Annotated in this window: 13 protein-coding genes; 2 read left to right on the top strand and 11 right to left on the bottom strand. The window is 71.1% G+C overall.

The window, feature by feature from the left end; translation table 11 throughout:
- Window positions 1–27 precede the first annotated feature (27 nt).
- The 7 genes from ACIHIX_RS06135 to ACIHIX_RS06105 form a co-directional block, all read right to left on the bottom strand.
- The gene (locus tag ACIHIX_RS06135) at window positions 28–558 is read right to left on the bottom strand and encodes a TerD family protein (protein ID WP_399950438.1); all 531 of its coding nucleotides are present in this window, start codon (window positions 556–558) and stop codon (window positions 28–30) included.
- A gap of 146 nt (window positions 559–704) precedes the next feature.
- Complete coding sequence (dmpG, locus tag ACIHIX_RS06130; RefSeq protein WP_399950435.1) at window positions 705–1,721, bottom strand: 4-hydroxy-2-oxovalerate aldolase; 1,017 nt, start codon at window positions 1,719–1,721, stop codon at window positions 705–707.
- Window positions 1,718–2,665 carry an acetaldehyde dehydrogenase (acetylating) gene (locus tag ACIHIX_RS06125; protein ID WP_399950432.1) on the bottom strand — a complete coding sequence of 316 codons (948 nt, stop codon included), beginning with the start codon at window positions 2,663–2,665 and terminating at the stop codon, window positions 1,718–1,720. The genes dmpG and ACIHIX_RS06125 overlap by 4 nt, the downstream gene beginning before the upstream one ends.
- A complete protein-coding gene (locus ACIHIX_RS06120; protein WP_399950429.1) occupies window positions 2,662–3,489 on the bottom strand; it encodes a 2-keto-4-pentenoate hydratase in 828 nt (275 codons plus the stop codon). The genes ACIHIX_RS06125 and ACIHIX_RS06120 overlap by 4 nt, the downstream gene beginning before the upstream one ends.
- 75 nt (window positions 3,490–3,564) lie before the next feature.
- Window positions 3,565–4,305, bottom strand: a complete 741-nt coding sequence (locus tag ACIHIX_RS06115) for an IclR family transcriptional regulator (RefSeq protein WP_399950426.1) — start codon at window positions 4,303–4,305, stop codon at window positions 3,565–3,567.
- Window positions 4,306–4,356: 51 nt separating this feature from the next.
- Window positions 4,357–5,685, bottom strand: a complete 1,329-nt coding sequence (locus ACIHIX_RS06110; protein ID WP_399950424.1) for a class I SAM-dependent RNA methyltransferase — start codon at window positions 5,683–5,685, stop codon at window positions 4,357–4,359.
- Window positions 5,686–5,789: 104 nt separating this feature from the next.
- The gene (locus ACIHIX_RS06105) at window positions 5,790–7,838 is read right to left on the bottom strand and encodes an APC family permease (protein WP_399950421.1); all 2,049 of its coding nucleotides are present in this window, start codon (window positions 7,836–7,838) and stop codon (window positions 5,790–5,792) included.
- A gap of 391 nt (window positions 7,839–8,229) precedes the next feature.
- Between ACIHIX_RS06105 and ACIHIX_RS06100 the strand changes: the two genes are divergently transcribed.
- Complete coding sequence (locus ACIHIX_RS06100; protein WP_329333781.1) at window positions 8,230–8,901, top strand: TrkA family potassium uptake protein; 672 nt, start codon at window positions 8,230–8,232, stop codon at window positions 8,899–8,901.
- The gene (locus ACIHIX_RS06095; RefSeq protein WP_329333783.1) at window positions 8,901–9,575 is read left to right on the top strand and encodes a TrkA family potassium uptake protein; all 675 of its coding nucleotides are present in this window, start codon (window positions 8,901–8,903) and stop codon (window positions 9,573–9,575) included. Before ACIHIX_RS06100 ends, ACIHIX_RS06095 begins: the two co-directional genes overlap by 1 nt.
- A gap of 63 nt (window positions 9,576–9,638) precedes the next feature.
- Here the strand turns inward: ACIHIX_RS06095 and ACIHIX_RS06090 are convergent, their stop codons facing one another.
- Genes ACIHIX_RS06090 through ACIHIX_RS06075 form a run of 4 tightly spaced genes read right to left on the bottom strand, consistent with a single transcriptional unit; the run spans window position 9,639 to window position 14,071 of the window.
- Complete coding sequence (locus ACIHIX_RS06090; RefSeq protein ID WP_399950416.1) at window positions 9,639–10,397, bottom strand: DUF3159 domain-containing protein; 759 nt, start codon at window positions 10,395–10,397, stop codon at window positions 9,639–9,641.
- Window positions 10,398–10,400: 3 nt separating this feature from the next.
- The gene (locus ACIHIX_RS06085) at window positions 10,401–10,799 is read right to left on the bottom strand and encodes an OB-fold nucleic acid binding domain-containing protein (RefSeq protein ID WP_399950414.1); all 399 of its coding nucleotides are present in this window, start codon (window positions 10,797–10,799) and stop codon (window positions 10,401–10,403) included.
- A 45-nt stretch (window positions 10,800–10,844) separates the two neighbouring features.
- The gene (locus tag ACIHIX_RS06080; protein ID WP_399950410.1) at window positions 10,845–11,531 is read right to left on the bottom strand and encodes a response regulator; all 687 of its coding nucleotides are present in this window, start codon (window positions 11,529–11,531) and stop codon (window positions 10,845–10,847) included.
- On the bottom strand, window positions 11,528–14,071 hold the full coding sequence (locus ACIHIX_RS06075) for an ATP-binding protein (protein WP_399950405.1): 2,544 nt from the start codon (window positions 14,069–14,071) through the stop codon (window positions 11,528–11,530). The genes ACIHIX_RS06080 and ACIHIX_RS06075 overlap by 4 nt, the downstream gene beginning before the upstream one ends.
- Between the last annotated feature and the right edge of the window lie 104 nt (window positions 14,072–14,175).

Here is a 14,175-nt window from a genome sequence, read left to right as displayed (position 1 = left end):
GGCCCGCGTCCGCACCGGCCACCCCACTCACTGCCGCATCCCGCCCATCTCCGCGGCGAAGAGCACGGGATCGCTGTCGTATCCCCGGACCATCCCGTGGAAGCGCCACGCCCCGGACGCGTCCCGGGTGAACTCCGCGACGGTCGCGGCCGTGGCCTCGGCGACGCCCGCGAAGTCGTCGGACAGCAGCGGCCGGTATCCGTCGAGGACGACCACGCCGGCGTTGAATATCTCGCCGAACGGACGAGGCCCGGTGTCCTGGTGGATGGCCACCCCGACCACCACCCGCCCGTAGGCGGGCGACACCCGGTCGAACTCCAGCACCATGGCCTCGACGAACCCGTACCCCATGCCGGTCTCGCTGTGCCGGGTCATGTTGATCGTGCCGTCCGGCGACCGGCTCTCGTAGTGCACGACATACACCGGCCGCCCGTACGGGTCGTCGACCGAGTAGGTCGCGGCGATGATGTCGAGATGCCGAGGCGGCTCCCCGTACGGGCTCGGATCCCATCGAAGCTTCACCTCGACCTTGCCCAGCCCGTCCCCGACCCCACTCACGCCGCCACTCCCCCTCACACCGGGGCGAGACGCCCCCGCACCGTGAAGTATGCGTCGTGGCCAGGACTTTGATGCCCCGCCAACGGTCCCACGGTTGGTCAAGATTTCTCCGGACCGGTGCGCGCCGTTCCTCATCCACCCCTGTGTCAGCGGGACTCGGCCAGCTCCAGCGCCACGTCCACGATCATGTCCTCCTGGCCGCCGACGAGCCCGCGCCTGCCGACCTCCACGAGGATGGTGCGCACATCGAGGCCATGGCGCTCGGCCGCCGTCTCCGCATGGCGCAGGAAGGAGCCGTAGACCCCGGCGTAACCGAGGGTGAGGCTCTCGCGGTCGACGCGCACCGGGCGGTCCTGGAGCGGTCGTACGAGATCGTCGGCGGCGTCCTGGAGCGCGAACAGGTCGCAGCCGTGGGCCCATCCGTTGAGGTCGGCCACGGCGACGAACGCCTCCAGCGGGGTGTTGCCGGCGCCGGCGCCCTGCCCCGCCAGCGAGGCGTCGACCCGGGTGACGCCCTCCTCCACCGCGGTCATCGAGTTGGCGACCGAGAGGGAGAGGTTCTCGTGGGCGTGGACGCCGATCTCGGTCGCCGGGTCGAGGACGTCCCGGTAGGCGCGGACGCGGTCGCGGACGCCGTCCATCGTCAGCCGGCCGCCGGAGTCGGTGACATAGACGCAGTGCGCGCCGTACGACTCCATCAGCCCGGCCTGTCCGGCGAGCGTCACGGCGTCGGTCATGTGGCTCATCATCAGGAAGCCGGACACGTCCATGCCCAGCTCACGGGCGGTGGCGATGTGCTGCGCGGAGACGTCGGCCTCGGTGCAGTGGGTGGCCACCCGCACCGACCGGACCCCGAGCGCGTACGCCCTCCTGAGGTCCTCGACGGTGCCGATGCCGGGCAGCAGCAGCGTGGTGAGACGGGCGTTCTCGACATGGGCGGCGGCGGTCTCGATCCACTCCCGGTCGGTGTGGCTGCCGGGACCGTAGGTGAGGGAGCCGCCGGCGAGGCCGTCGCCGTGGGAGACCTCGATGGCGTCTACACCGGCGGCGTCCAGCGCGGCCACGATCCGGCCGAGCCGCTCCGGTGCGAGGCGATGGCGGATGGCGTGCATGCCGTCCCGCAGGGTGACGTCCTGGATGAAGAGCCTGTCGACGACGGTCATGCGCCCGCTCCCTGGAGTTCGCTGCCGCGGGCGGCCATGGCCTCGGCCATGCGCAGGGCCGCGCTGGTCATGATGTCGAGGTTGCCGGCGTAGGCCGGGAGGTAGTGGGCGGCGCCCTCGACCTCCAGGAAGACGGACACCTGGTGGGTGACCCGCTGAGGGGTGAGGGTGTGCACGGGCTGGTCGACGGGGACCGGGGCGATCTGCACCCGCCGCTTGAGCCGGTAGCCGGGCACGTACGCCGCCACCCGCTCGACCATGGCGGCGACGGAGGCACGGATCGCCTCGCGCGTCCCCTCCTCCGGCGCGTCCACCAGGGCGAGCACGGTGTCCCGCATGATCAGTGGCGGCTCGGCCGGGTTGAGCACGATGACGGCCTTGCCGCGCCCGGCGCCGCCGACGCTCTCGATGGCGTGGCTCGTCGTCTCGGTGAACTCGTCGATGTTGGCGCGGGTACCGGGGCCCGCGCTCTTCGACGCGATGGACGCGACGATCTCCGCGTACGGCACCGGCGCCACCCGGGAGATCGCGGCGACGACCGGGATCGTGGCCTGACCGCCGCAGGTGACCATGTTGACGTTGTCCGCGGCGACATGATCGGCGAGGTTGACCGCGGGGACCACCATCGGGCCGATCGCGGCCGGCGTCAGATCGACGAGCTGCTTGCCGTACGGGGCGAGGGCGGCGGCGTTGGCGACATGGGCCTTGGCGGAGGTGGCGTCGAAGACGATCCGGATGCCCTCGAAGCCGTCCATGCGGACCAGCCCCTCGACGCCCTCGGCCGTGACCGGGACACCGAGCCGGCGGGCACGGGCGAGCCCGTCGGAGGCGGGGTCGATGCCGACCATCGCGCCCACCTCCAGGGTGTCGGACAGCCGCAGCACCTTGATCATCAGGTCGGTGCCGATGTTGCCGGAGCCGATGATGGCGACCTTGGTCCTCATACGGGGGTTCCTTCGTCGGCGGAGGCGGAGAAGCGGACGGACACCGGTCCGAGGCCACTGATCTCGGCGGCGAACACGTCACCGGGCCCGGCGACGACCATCGGCCCGAGGGCGCCGGAGAGCACCACCTGGCCCGCCCGCAACGGGTCGCCGACCTCCCGCGCGGTGCGCGCCAGCCAGGCGAGCGCGATCAGCGGGTCACCGAGGCAGGCCGCCCCGTCCCCGCGGGAGACGGTCGCGCCGCCCCGGGCGAGCGTCATCACGGCGCTCACCGGTTCGAACTCGGAGAGGGGCTTCATCGCCGCCCCGAGGACGTACAGGCCGCTGGAGCCGTTGTCGGCGACGGTGTCACCGAAGGTGATGTCCCAGCCGGCGACACGGCTGTCGACGATCTCCAGGGCGGGCAGGGCGTAGGCCACGGCACCGCGGACCTGATCCGCGTCCAGGGGCCCCTCGGCGAGGTCCGCGCCGAGCACGAACGCGATCTCGGCCTCCACCTTCGGCTGGAGGAGCCGCCCGCTCGGCACGAGGCCGCCGTCGGCGACCCGCATGTCGTCGAAGAGGACACCGAAGTCGGGCTGGTCCACACCGAGTTGGGCCTGGACGGCGGGCGAGGTGAGGCCGATCTTGCGTCCCGTGACGCGGGCGCCGGTCGTCAGACGGTGGGCGGTGAGCAGTTTTTGAACGGCGTACGCGGCCTTCACGTCGTCGCTGCCGATCAGGTCGCGCACCGGGGAACAGGGCACATGGTCGGCGGCGGCCGCGAGCAGGCGCCGGGCCGCCGCTGCCACGGCGTCGTCGTCGCCACGGGGGTCTTGGTTCATGCCTTCAGCTTGCGGAGCCCGGGCACGCGACGCCCAGCAAAAAGTTCCGCGAGCCGGAACTCGGAGAGTGACGTCTCAGTGCCGCAGCATTTCCTCGCGTCGCCCGAGAGTCGCGGTGATGCCGGCCGCCGCCGCCCGGACGCTGTTGGCGTGCCGGGCGGGCTGGAAGCGGTGCACGGGGCCGGTCACACTGATCGCGCCCAGGATCTCGTCCGCCGGTCCGAAGATCCCGGACGCGACGCAGACGATGCCGACCGCCGACTCCTCGTACTCGAAGGCGACGCCCTTCGCCACGACGTCGGAGAGCTGGCGGGTGAGGACGTCGACGTGGGTGAGGGTCCTGGGGGCCCGGCGTTCCAGCGGTCCGCGCAGCACCGACTCACGGACGTCGGCGGGCGCGTGGGCGAGGAGGACCTTGCCGAGGGCGGTGGAGTGCAGCGGCATGCGCCCACCGAGCCGGCTGGGCGAATCGGCCTGCTGATGCCCACCCATCTTCGCCACGTAGACCACCTCGACGCCCTCCCGGATGCCGAGGTGGACCAGTTCGTGCGTGCGCTCGTACAGGTCCTCCAGGAACGGGGTCGCCACCTCCAGCAGGCCGCGCTCGACGGAGGCGCGCATCCCCAGTTCGAAGACGAGGCTGGACAGCCGGTAACGGCCCTCCACCCGGTCGAGCAGCCGCCCGGCCACCAGATCGCCGAGCGTGCGGTGCAAAGTGGCCTTGGCCAGCCCGGTACGCCGCTGCAACTCGGCGAACCCGAGCGTGGTGTCCTCGACGGTGAACGCCTGCAACACGGCGAGCGCCTTGCTCAGCACACCACTCGGCGCACCCTCACCCACACCAGCCGCCCTTCACCACCGCCCGGATCAGGAGCCCTTCGCCACCGGCTCCAGAACCGCCACGCACTCCACATGATGGGTCATCGGAAACAGGTCGAACACCCGAAGCGACCGCACCCGGTACCCCCCGTCCCGGAAGTACCCCAGATCCCGGGCGAGCGCCGCCGGATCGCAGGCCACGTACGCGATCCTCCGTGCCCCCAGCCCGGCAAGATGCTCCACCGTCTTGCGCCCGGCCCCCGCCCGCGGCGGATCCAGGACGATCAGGTCGACCTCCGTGATCCCGGTGCGCGGCAGGACCGACTCCACCTTGCCCTGCTCGATGCGGACGCGGTCGAAGTCGGCGAGGTTGTGCCGGGCGTCCTCGACGGCCCGCTTGCCGGACTCGATGCCGAGGACCGCGCCCTTGTCGCCGAGCCGGTCGGCGAGCGCGCCCGCGAAGAGGCCGACCCCGCAGTACAGGTCGAGCGCCATCTCGCCCTTGCGCGGCAGCAGCCCCTGCATGACCGCCTTCACCAGGGTGTCGGCCGCCATCGGGTGGACCTGCCAGAAGCCGCCGCTGCCCACGCGGTGCGTGCGCCCGTCGGCCCGCTCGCGCACGAACGCGCGGCCGTGGACGCGGTGGATGCCGCCGTCCTTCTCGTCGACGCGCATGACGGAGACGGGCTTGTCGAGCTCGACGAGGGGGAGGCGGGCGCCCGGGCGGGGTTCCAGGATGACCATGCGGTCCTGCGACCCCGTCGCCGCGATCGCGTCCACCGACGCCATCCCGGACCAGTCCCGCGCTTCGATGCCCAGCTCGCTGACGCCCGGCGCCGCGATCATGCAGTGGTCGATCGGCTCGACCTCGTGCGAGCGGTGCCGGCGCAGACCGGCGTTGCCGTCCGCGTCCACCGCGTACTGCACGCGCGTCCGCCACGCGGGCACCTCACCGGCCGGCAGCTTGTCGCCCTCGGCCGGCATCACCGTGCCGTCCCAGCCGACGTCCTCCGGCGTGAGCCCGGCGAGGCGCTGCAACTGCTCGGCGACGACCTCGCCCTTGAGCCGCCGCTGCGCACCCGGCTTGGCGTGCTGCCAGTCGCAGCCGCCGCAGCGGCCGGGACCGGCGAAGGGGCAGGGGGCATCGATACGGTCCTTGGACGCGTCCAGGATCTCCACGGCGTCCGCCCGCAGGAACCGCGCCCCCTCCTCGCCCTCGGTCACCCGTGCCACGACCCGCTCGCCGGGCAGCGCGTGCCGGACGAACAGGACCTGGCCGTCGGCGGTCCGGGCGATGCAGTGCCCGCCATGGGCCACCGGGCCGACCTCGACCTCGAAGTCCACCCCCACCAGCGATTTCTTCGGTTCTGCCTGCATGGCGGGGTGACTCCACAACGTCGTCAAGGGAAAAGGGAAAGGGGCATGGACGGGGGCCGGACAGCGTCCGGGAAAACTCCCGGCCCGGACAACAGCCCACCAGTCTACGGCTGCGAGGACGTCTCCTTCGCCCGCTCGTGCGCCGGCCCACGCCGCACCGCACCCGGCGCGTTCCACTCCTGCCGCTTGCGGGCCCGGTTCTTCGCGGCCTCGGAGGACTGGAGCTGGTAGGGCACCGAGGTCACCATGACGCCCGCGGTGAACAGCAGCCGGCCCTTCAGCCGCAGCGCGCTCTGGTTGTGCAGCAGGTGCTCGTACCAGTGGCCGACCACGTACTCGGGGATGATCACGGACACCGCGTCGCGCGGCGACTCCTTGCGCAGGCTCTTCACGTACTCGATGACCGGCCGGGTGATCTCGCGGTACGGAGAGTCGAGGACCTTCAGCGGTACGTCGATCCCGCGCCGCTCCCACTCCTCGCGCAGCGCCTTGGTCTCGGCCGGGTCGACGTTGACGCTGAGCGCCTCCAGGGTGTCCGAGCGCAGCAGCTTGGCGTACGCCAGCGCCCTGAGCGTCGGCCGGTGGATCTTGGAGATCAGCACCACGGAATGCACCCGGGACGGGCGGACGCTGTCGTCGCTCGGTCCCTCGGGAGCCGCGATCTCGTCGGCGACGCGGTCGTAGTGCTTACGGATGGCGGACATCGTCGCGTAGAAGATCACCATGCCGAGCAGCGCGACCCAGGCGCCGTGCGTGAACTTGGTGACGAGGACGACCACCAGCACCAGGCCGGTGAAGAAGGCGCCGAAGGCGTTGATCGCCCGCGAGCGGACCATGTGGCGGCGCTTGGCCTCGTCCTTCTCGGCCGCCAGATGGCGGTTCCAGTGCCGGACCATGCCGGTCTGGCTGAGCGTGAAGGACACGAACACGCCGACGATGTAGAGCTGGATCAGGCGGGTGGAGTCGGCGCCGTAGATCCAGACCAGCAGGCCGGCCGCGCCCGCCAGGAGCACGATGCCGTTGGAGAAGGCGAGGCGGTCGCCGCGCGTGTGCAACTGGCGCGGGAGGTAGCGGTCCTGGGCGAGGATCGAGCCGAGCAGCGGGAAGCCGTTGTACGCCGTGTTCGCGGCGAGGAACAGCACCAGCGCGGTCGCCGCGGCCAGCACGATGAACAGGAAGCTGCCCTTGCCGAAGACGGCCTCCGCGACCTGTGAGATCACCGGGTTCTGGACGTAGCCGGAGCCGATCGCGACCCCGTCCTTCAGCAGGTCCTCGGCCGGGTTCTCGGCCATGCGGACCTTGGTCGTCATGGCGAGCGCGATGATGCCGCAGAACATCGTCACGGCCAGCAGGCCCATCGCCGCGAGCGTGGTCGCCGCGTTCTTGGACTTCGGCTTGCGAAACGCCGGAACACCGTTGGAGATCGCCTCGACACCGGTCAGCGCGGCACAGCCGGAGGAGAACGCCCGCAGCAGCAGGAAGACCAGGGCGAAACCGGCCAGTCCCTGGTGCTCCGCCTTGATCTCATAGCCGGCCGTCGGCGCCCGCATGGTCTCGTCGAGGACCAGCCCGCGGAACGCGCCCCACGCGATCATGATGAAGACGCCCGCGACGAAGACGTACGTCGGGATCGCGAACAGCGAGCCGGACTCCTTCACCCCGCGCAGGTTCATCAGCGTGAGCAGCACGATCACCGCGATCGCGCAGAGCACCTTGTGCTCGACCACGAACGGCACGGCGGAGCCGAGGTTCTCGATGCCGGAGGCGATGGACACGGCGACGGTGAGGACGTAGTCGACGAGCAGGGCGCTGGCGACCGTGAGCCCGGCCTTCGGGCCGAGGTTGGTGTTGGCCACCTCGTAGTCGCCGCCGCCGCTCGGATACGCGTGCACGTTCTGCCGGTAGGAGGCGACCACGGTGAACATCAGCACGACGACCGCGACGGCGATCCAGGGGCTGAAGTGGTACGCCGACACGCCCGCGATGGACAGGACCAGCAGCACCTCGCCGGGCGCGTACGCCACGGAGGAGAGGGGGTCGGAGGCGAACACGGGGAGGGCGATGCGCTTCGGCAGGAGCGTTTCCCCGAGCCGGTCACTGCGCAGTGCGCGCCCGATCAGGATCCGTTTGGGCACGTCGGTCAGTTTGGACACAACAGAGAAGCCTAAGCGTTCGAACGGGTGCGCAACCACCCGCCACCCCACATCGGCCCCGATCTGCCCTCCGAGTGAAATCGGCCAACCGCCCGGCAACGGATTCCGCAGCCGTTCGCGTCCTCATGCCTATATGACAAGACCCCCCGCCCGCACCGCCCCCGGAGGTCCCATGCATGCCAGCGCAGAGCTGATCGGCGCCGCCGCCGCGCTTCTCGGCCTCGGAATCCTGACTCTTGTGAGCCTGCGCAGCATCAGCCGCCGCTGATCGCCCCGGGCCCTGCACAGGGGTGCCCCGCACGGACCGCGCGTGTGTAGCTTGGTGGCCGGTCTGAGACCCTGTTAAGGCCAAGTCAACGACTCTTGACACTTGTCATTCGGAAGGACGGTCGTGCACATCGTCATCATGGGCTGCGGGCGAGTGGGTTCCGCTCTCGCCCAGACCCTGGAGCAACAGGGGCACACGGTCGCCGTGATCGACCAGGACCCCACCGCCTTCCGTCGACTGGGCTCGGGATTCGGCGGCCGCCGGGTCACCGGCGTCGGCTTCGACCAGGACACCCTGCGCGAGGCCGGCATCGAGGAGGCGGGCGCGTTCGCCGCCGTCTCCAGCGGCGACAACTCGAACATCATCGCCGCCCGGGTGGCCCGCGAGATGTTCGGCATCGAGAACGTCGCGGCCCGTATCTACGACCCGCGCCGCGCCGAGGTCTACCAGCGCCTGGGCATCCCGACGGTCGCCACGGTCCGCTGGACCGCCGACCAGATGCTCCGCCGGCTGCTCCCCTCGGGCGCCGAGCCGCTGTGGCGCGACCCCACCGGGGGCGTCCAGCTCGCCGAGGTGCACGCCTCCGCCGCCTGGGTCGGCCACAAGATCAGCCGGCTTCAGGAGGAGACGGGCGTGCGCGTGGCGTTCCTGACCCGCCTCGGTGAGGCGATCCTGCCCAGCTCGCAGACGGTGCTTCAGGAGGGCGACCTGGTGCACGTGATGATGCGCACCGACGAGGTCGACAAGGTCGAGGCGTCCTTCGCCAAGGGTCCCGAAGAGGAGGGCGGTCACTGATGAGGGTCGCCATTGCCGGTGCCGGCGCGGTCGGCCGCTCGATCGCGGGCGAACTGCTGGAGAACGGCCACGAGGTCCTTCTCATCGACAAGGCGCCGACCGCCATCTCGGTCGAGCGCGTGCCCCAGGCGGAGTGGCTGCTGGCCGACGCCTGTGAGATCACGTCCCTGGACGAGGCGGCGCTCCAGCGCTGCAACGTCGTGATCGCCGCGACCGGCGACGACAAGGTGAACCTGGTCGTCTCGCTCCTGGCCAAGACGGAGTACGGCGTCCCGCGCGTCGTGGCCCGGGTGAACAACCCGAAGAACGAGTGGATCTTCAACGAGTCCTGGGGCGTGGACGTCGCCGTCTCGACGCCCCGTCTGATGTCTGCCCTGGTCGAGGAGGCGGTCTCGGTCGGTGACCTGGTCCGTCTGCTCCGCTTCAGCCACGGCGACGCGAACCTGGTCGAGCTGACCCTGCCGGAGGAGTCGGCCCTGGCCGGCACGCAGGTGGGCGACGTGGAGTGGCCGGAGGACACCTCCCTGGTCACGATCATCCGCGGCACCCGCGTCCTGACTCCGACCCGCGAGGACTCCCTGGAGGCGGGCGACGAACTCCTGTTCGTGGCCGCGCAGGCCCGCGAGGAACAGCTGGAGGACCTGCTGTCGGTGCGTCGCGAGGACGCGTCCTAGACGGTACGACGACGAAGGGGCGCCCTGAGAGTTCAGGGCGCCCCTTCGTCGTCGTACCGAGAACTAGGCCTCGCGCCGGTGTCGTGCCCCGGTCGACTCGCCGCGCTCGGCGGCCAGGGCGGCCTTCCGCTCCTCCTCCGCCTTCTCGGCGGCTTCCATCTCCGCGAAGACGTCGATCGGCGCCGGTGCCTTCGCCAGGAAGACCCACGTCAGCCATACGGCGAGCAGGAAGGGCGGGATCTTCAGCGCGACCAGCACCCAGCCCAGCTGAGCCGTGTTGGCCCACCAGTACAGCGGGAAGAGGATCGCGCACTTGGCCAGCAGGATCGCGCCCCAGGCGTAACTCGCCTTGGCGTACGCCTTCTTGCGGCCGGGGTTGCGGGTGCGCCAGGAGAGGTTCTCCTTGAACACCGGCCCGAGGATGAGGCCGATCAGCGGGACGCCGCACAGCGTCGTGATGATGTAGGCGAGCCCCAGCCCGAGCGTGTACAGCATGCCCGGCAGATAGAAGTCCTTCGCGTTGCCGGTCATCATCGCGAAGACCACACCGAAGGCCACGCCGAAGACACCGCTGAAGGCGTGCTTGACGGTGTCCCGCTTCACCAGCCGGACCACGACCAGGACCAGCGACACCGCGAGCGCGGCGATCGCGGACATGTGCAGGTCCTTGTTGATCGTGTAGATCGTGACGAAGAGCAGGCCGGGCAGCACCGTCTCGACCATGCCCCGCAGGCCTCCGAAGGCCTCGAACAGCGCGGCCTCGGTCACCGCCCGGGCGTCGTGCTGATCGGTCTCTTCGGTCGGCTTGTCGAGCGACGTCACCGGCTACTCCCTACCGAGGGGTCTCAGTTCGTACTTCGGGTTGAACAGCACCCGGCGGCCCCGGCTCATCGAGATCCGGCCCGATGCGATCAGCTTGCGCCCCGGCTCGATCCCCACGATGGAGCGCCGGCCGAGCCACACCACGTCCAGCGCGGCGGAGCCGTCGAACAGCTCGGCCTCCAGCGCCGGGACACCGGCTCTGGGACGCAGCGTGACCGTGCGCAAGGTACCAGTAACCGTCACGATCTGTCGGTCGTGGCAGTCGCCGATACGGACACAGCCTGCGGTCTCGGCATCCTCCCGCAGCTCCTCCGACTCCAGGTCCTCCTGGGACGAGGAAAGCCGGTCGAGCATGCGCCGGAACCGGCCCACCGGCTTCTCGGAACGCGGAACAGCACTCATATGTGAAGCGTACCGGGGTGCGCTGACACCTTCGTACCCGCGGTGCTAGCCCTCGAACCGGTAGCCCATACCGGGCTCGGTGACGAAGTGCTTGGGGTGCGAGGGGTCCGCCTCCAGCTTCCGCCGCAGTTGCGCCATGTAGACCCGCAGATAGTTGGTCTCCGTCCCGTACGACGGCCCCCACACCTCCTGGAGCAGCTGCTTCTGGCTGACCAGACGGCCGGTGTTGCGCACCAGCACCTCCAGCAGATGCCACTCCGTGGGGGTCAGGCGTACGTCCTTGCCGCCCCGGTTGACCTTCTTCGCGGCGAGGTCGACGGTGAACTCCGCGGTCTCCACGGTCGTCACGTCGCTCTCTCCGGGGCCGACCGGCTCCGCCCGGCGCACGGCGGCCCGCAACCGGGCCAGCAGCTCGTCCATGCCGAAGGGCTTGGTGACGTAGTCGTCGGCGCCCGCGTCCAGGGCCTCGACCTTCTCGTCGGAGGAGTGCCGGGCGGACAGCACCAGGATCGGTACCCGGGTCCAGCCGCGCAGTCCGCGGATCACCTCGACGCCGTCCATGTCGGGCAGGCCCAGGTCGAGGACGACCACGTCGGGGTGGCGGGCGGCGGCGAGCCGGAGGGCGGTGGCACCGTCGTGGGCCGCGTCGACCTCGTACTTGCGGGCCCTGAGGTTGATCACGAGGGCGCGCACGATCTGCGGCTCGTCCTCGATCACGAGCACCCGGGTCATGTGGTCCGCCTTTCGGGTTGTACGGCCATGAGGGGTTCACGGCCCGGCTCCGCCGCCCTGAGCGTCAGCACCATCGTGAGGCCGCCGCCCGGCGTGTCCTCGGCGTCGAGGGTGCCGCCCATGGCCTCGGCGAAGCCGCGGGCGACGGCGAGCCCGAGTCCGACACCCGCCCCGCGCGGGGCGTCGCCGTAGCGCTGGAAGGGCGCGAAGATGCGCTCCTTGGCCTCGTCGGGGACGCCGGGGCCCCGGTCGACCACCCGGACCTCGACCCGGTCGGCGAGGGCGCTGGCGGACACCAGCACCGGCTCGTCCCGCCGGCTGTACTTGACGGCGTTCTCCACCAGGTTGGCCACCGACCGCTCCAGCAGCCCGGCGTCCACGGCGACCATGGGCAGCGTCTCCGGGATGTCCAGCTCCACGCTGTCCTCGGGCACCCCGCCGAGCGCCATCGGCACCACCTCGTCGAGGTCGATCTCCCGGATCAGCGGCGTGACCGTGCCGGTCTGGAGCCTGGACATGTCCAGCAGGTTGCCCACCAGGTGATCGAGCCGGTCGGCGCCCTCCTCGATGCCCTCCAGCAGCTCGGCCCGGTCCTCCTCGGACCACGCCACGTCGTCGGAGCGCAGAGACGACACCGCGGCCTTGATCCCGGCCAGCGGGGTGCGCAGATCGTGGCTCACGGCGGCCAGCAGGGCGGTGCGGATCCGGTTGCCCTCGGCCAGGGTGCGGGCCTGGTCGGCCTCCTCCCGCAGGCGCCGCCGGTCCAGGGCGACCGCGGCCTGCGCGGCGAACGCGGCGAGCACCCGACGGTCCTCGGCGGGCAGCACCCGGCCGGTCAGGGCCAGGGCCATGTGGTCGCCGACCGGCATGTCGACGTCGGCGTCCTCCGGCCGTTCCACGGGCCGGCCGAGTCCGGCGCGGCCCGCGCAGGTCCATGGCTCGACGTCGCTCGCCCGTTCGAGCAGGGCCGCCGACTCCATGCCGAAGGTCTCACGGACCCGCTCCAGGAGTTCCTCCAGGCCGGTCTCGCCGCGCAGCACGTTCCCGGCGAGGAAGGACAGGATCTCCGACTCGGCCCGCAGCCGGGCCGCCTGATGGGTGCGCCGGGCGGCCAGGTCGACGACCGAGGCCACCGAGACACCGACCCCGACGAAGATCACGATGGCGACGATGTTCTTCGGGTCGGCGATGGTCCAGTGGTGCAGGGGCGGTGTGTAGAAGTAGTTCAGGAGCAGGGAGCCGACCGCGGCCGAGGCCAGCGCGGGCAGCAGTCCGCCGAGCAGCGCGGCGGCCACCGTCAGCGTCAGGAACAGCAGCATGTCGTTGGCGAGGCCGAGGTGGACGGTGTTGAGCAGCACGGCCAGAACGGCGGGGCCGGCCACGCCGACCGCCCAGCCCCAGATGATCCGCGCTCTCCCGAGCCGTGCGCCGCGGGCGACCGGCAGTCCGCGTCCCTTGGCGACCTCGTCGTGGGTGACGATGTGGACGTCGAGGTCGGGACCGGACTCCCGGGCGACCGTCGCGCCGACGCCGGGTCCGAAGACGTACTGCCAGGTCTTGCGGCGCGAGGAGCCGAGCACGACCTGGGTGGCGTTGACGCCCCGGGCGAAGTCGAGCAGCGCGGCGGGTATGTCGTCGCCGATCACGTGGTGGAAGGTGCCGCCGAGATCCTCCACGAGGGTCCGCTGGACCGCGAGTTCCTTGGGCGAGGCCGAGGTCAGGCCGTCGCTGCGGGCTATGTAGACGGCGAGCACCTCGCCGCCCGCGCCCTTCTCGGCGAGCCGCGCGGCCCGGCGGATCAGGGTCCGCCCCTCGGGTCCGCCGGTCAGCCCGACGACGATCCGCTCGCGCGAGCCCCAGATCTTCGAGACCCGGTGGTCGCTGCGGTACTGCTTCAGATACTCGTCGACCCGGTCCGCCACCCACAGCAGCGCGAGTTCCCGCAGGGCCGTGAGGTTGCCGGGCCGGAAGTAGTTGGAGAGCGCCGCGTCGACCTTGTCCGGCCGGTAGATGTTGCCGTGCGCCATCCGGCGGCGCAGCGCCTGGGGCGACATGTCGACCAGCTCGATCTGGTCGGCCCGCCGGACCACCTCGTCGGGCACGGTCTCCCGCTGCCGCACGCCGGTGATGGACTCCACGACGTCGCCGAGGGACTCCAGGTGCTGGATGTTGACCGTCGACACGACGTCGATCCCGGCCGCGAGCAGCTCCTCCACGTCCTGCCAGCGTTTGGCGTTGCGGGAGCCCGGGATGTTGGTGTGGGCGAGTTCGTCCACCAGGGCGACGGCGGGGGCGCGCCGCAGCACCGCGTCGACGTCCATCTCCTGGAAGACGGTTCCGCGGTACTCCAGGTCCCGGCCGGCGATCCGCTCCAGGCCGTGGAGCATCACCTCGGTACGCGCCCGGCCGTGGTGCTCGACGTGGGCCACGACGCAGTCGGTACCGCGCTCGACGCGCCGGTGCGCCTCGGAGAGCATCGCGTACGTCTTGCCGACGCCCGGTGCCGCACCGAGGTAGATCCGAAGCCTGCCGCGTCCCATGGGTCCCATTGTCTTCCGGTCACTGCTGCCTACGCAGCGTCGACCTTACGGCCGTGCAGGGTGGCGAACGGGGTCCGGAGCCCCTGGGAGGCCGGTCCTTGACG

Source organism: Streptomyces sp. NPDC051913 (genome assembly GCF_044593635.1).
In the GTDB taxonomy this organism is placed as follows: Bacteria; Actinomycetota; Actinomycetes; order Streptomycetales; family Streptomycetaceae; genus Streptomyces.
Note: the sequence above shows the minus strand (reverse complement) of the source record. Positions and strands in the feature narration are given on the sequence as shown.

Excerpts from the sequence above, each read along its gene's own strand:
- dmpG (WP_399950435.1), bottom strand. The coding sequence starts at position 1,721 with ATGACCGTCGTCGACAGGCTCTTCATCCAGGACGTCACCCTGCGGGAC.
- ACIHIX_RS06125 (WP_399950432.1), bottom strand. The coding sequence starts at position 2,665 with ATGAGGACCAAGGTCGCCATCATCGGCTCCGGCAACATCGGCACCGAC.
- ACIHIX_RS06120 (WP_399950429.1), bottom strand. The coding sequence starts at position 3,489 with ATGAACCAAGACCCCCGTGGCGACGACGACGCCGTGGCAGCGGCGGCC.
- ACIHIX_RS06110 (WP_399950424.1), bottom strand. The coding sequence starts at position 5,685 with ATGCAGGCAGAACCGAAGAAATCGCTGGTGGGGGTGGACTTCGAGGTC.
- ACIHIX_RS06095 (WP_329333783.1), top strand. The coding sequence starts at position 8,901 with ATGAGGGTCGCCATTGCCGGTGCCGGCGCGGTCGGCCGCTCGATCGCG.
- ACIHIX_RS06085 (WP_399950414.1), bottom strand. The coding sequence starts at position 10,799 with ATGAGTGCTGTTCCGCGTTCCGAGAAGCCGGTGGGCCGGTTCCGGCGC.
- ACIHIX_RS06080 (WP_399950410.1), bottom strand. The coding sequence starts at position 11,531 with ATGACCCGGGTGCTCGTGATCGAGGACGAGCCGCAGATCGTGCGCGCC.
- ACIHIX_RS06075 (WP_399950405.1), bottom strand. The coding sequence starts at position 14,071 with ATGGGACGCGGCAGGCTTCGGATCTACCTCGGTGCGGCACCGGGCGTC.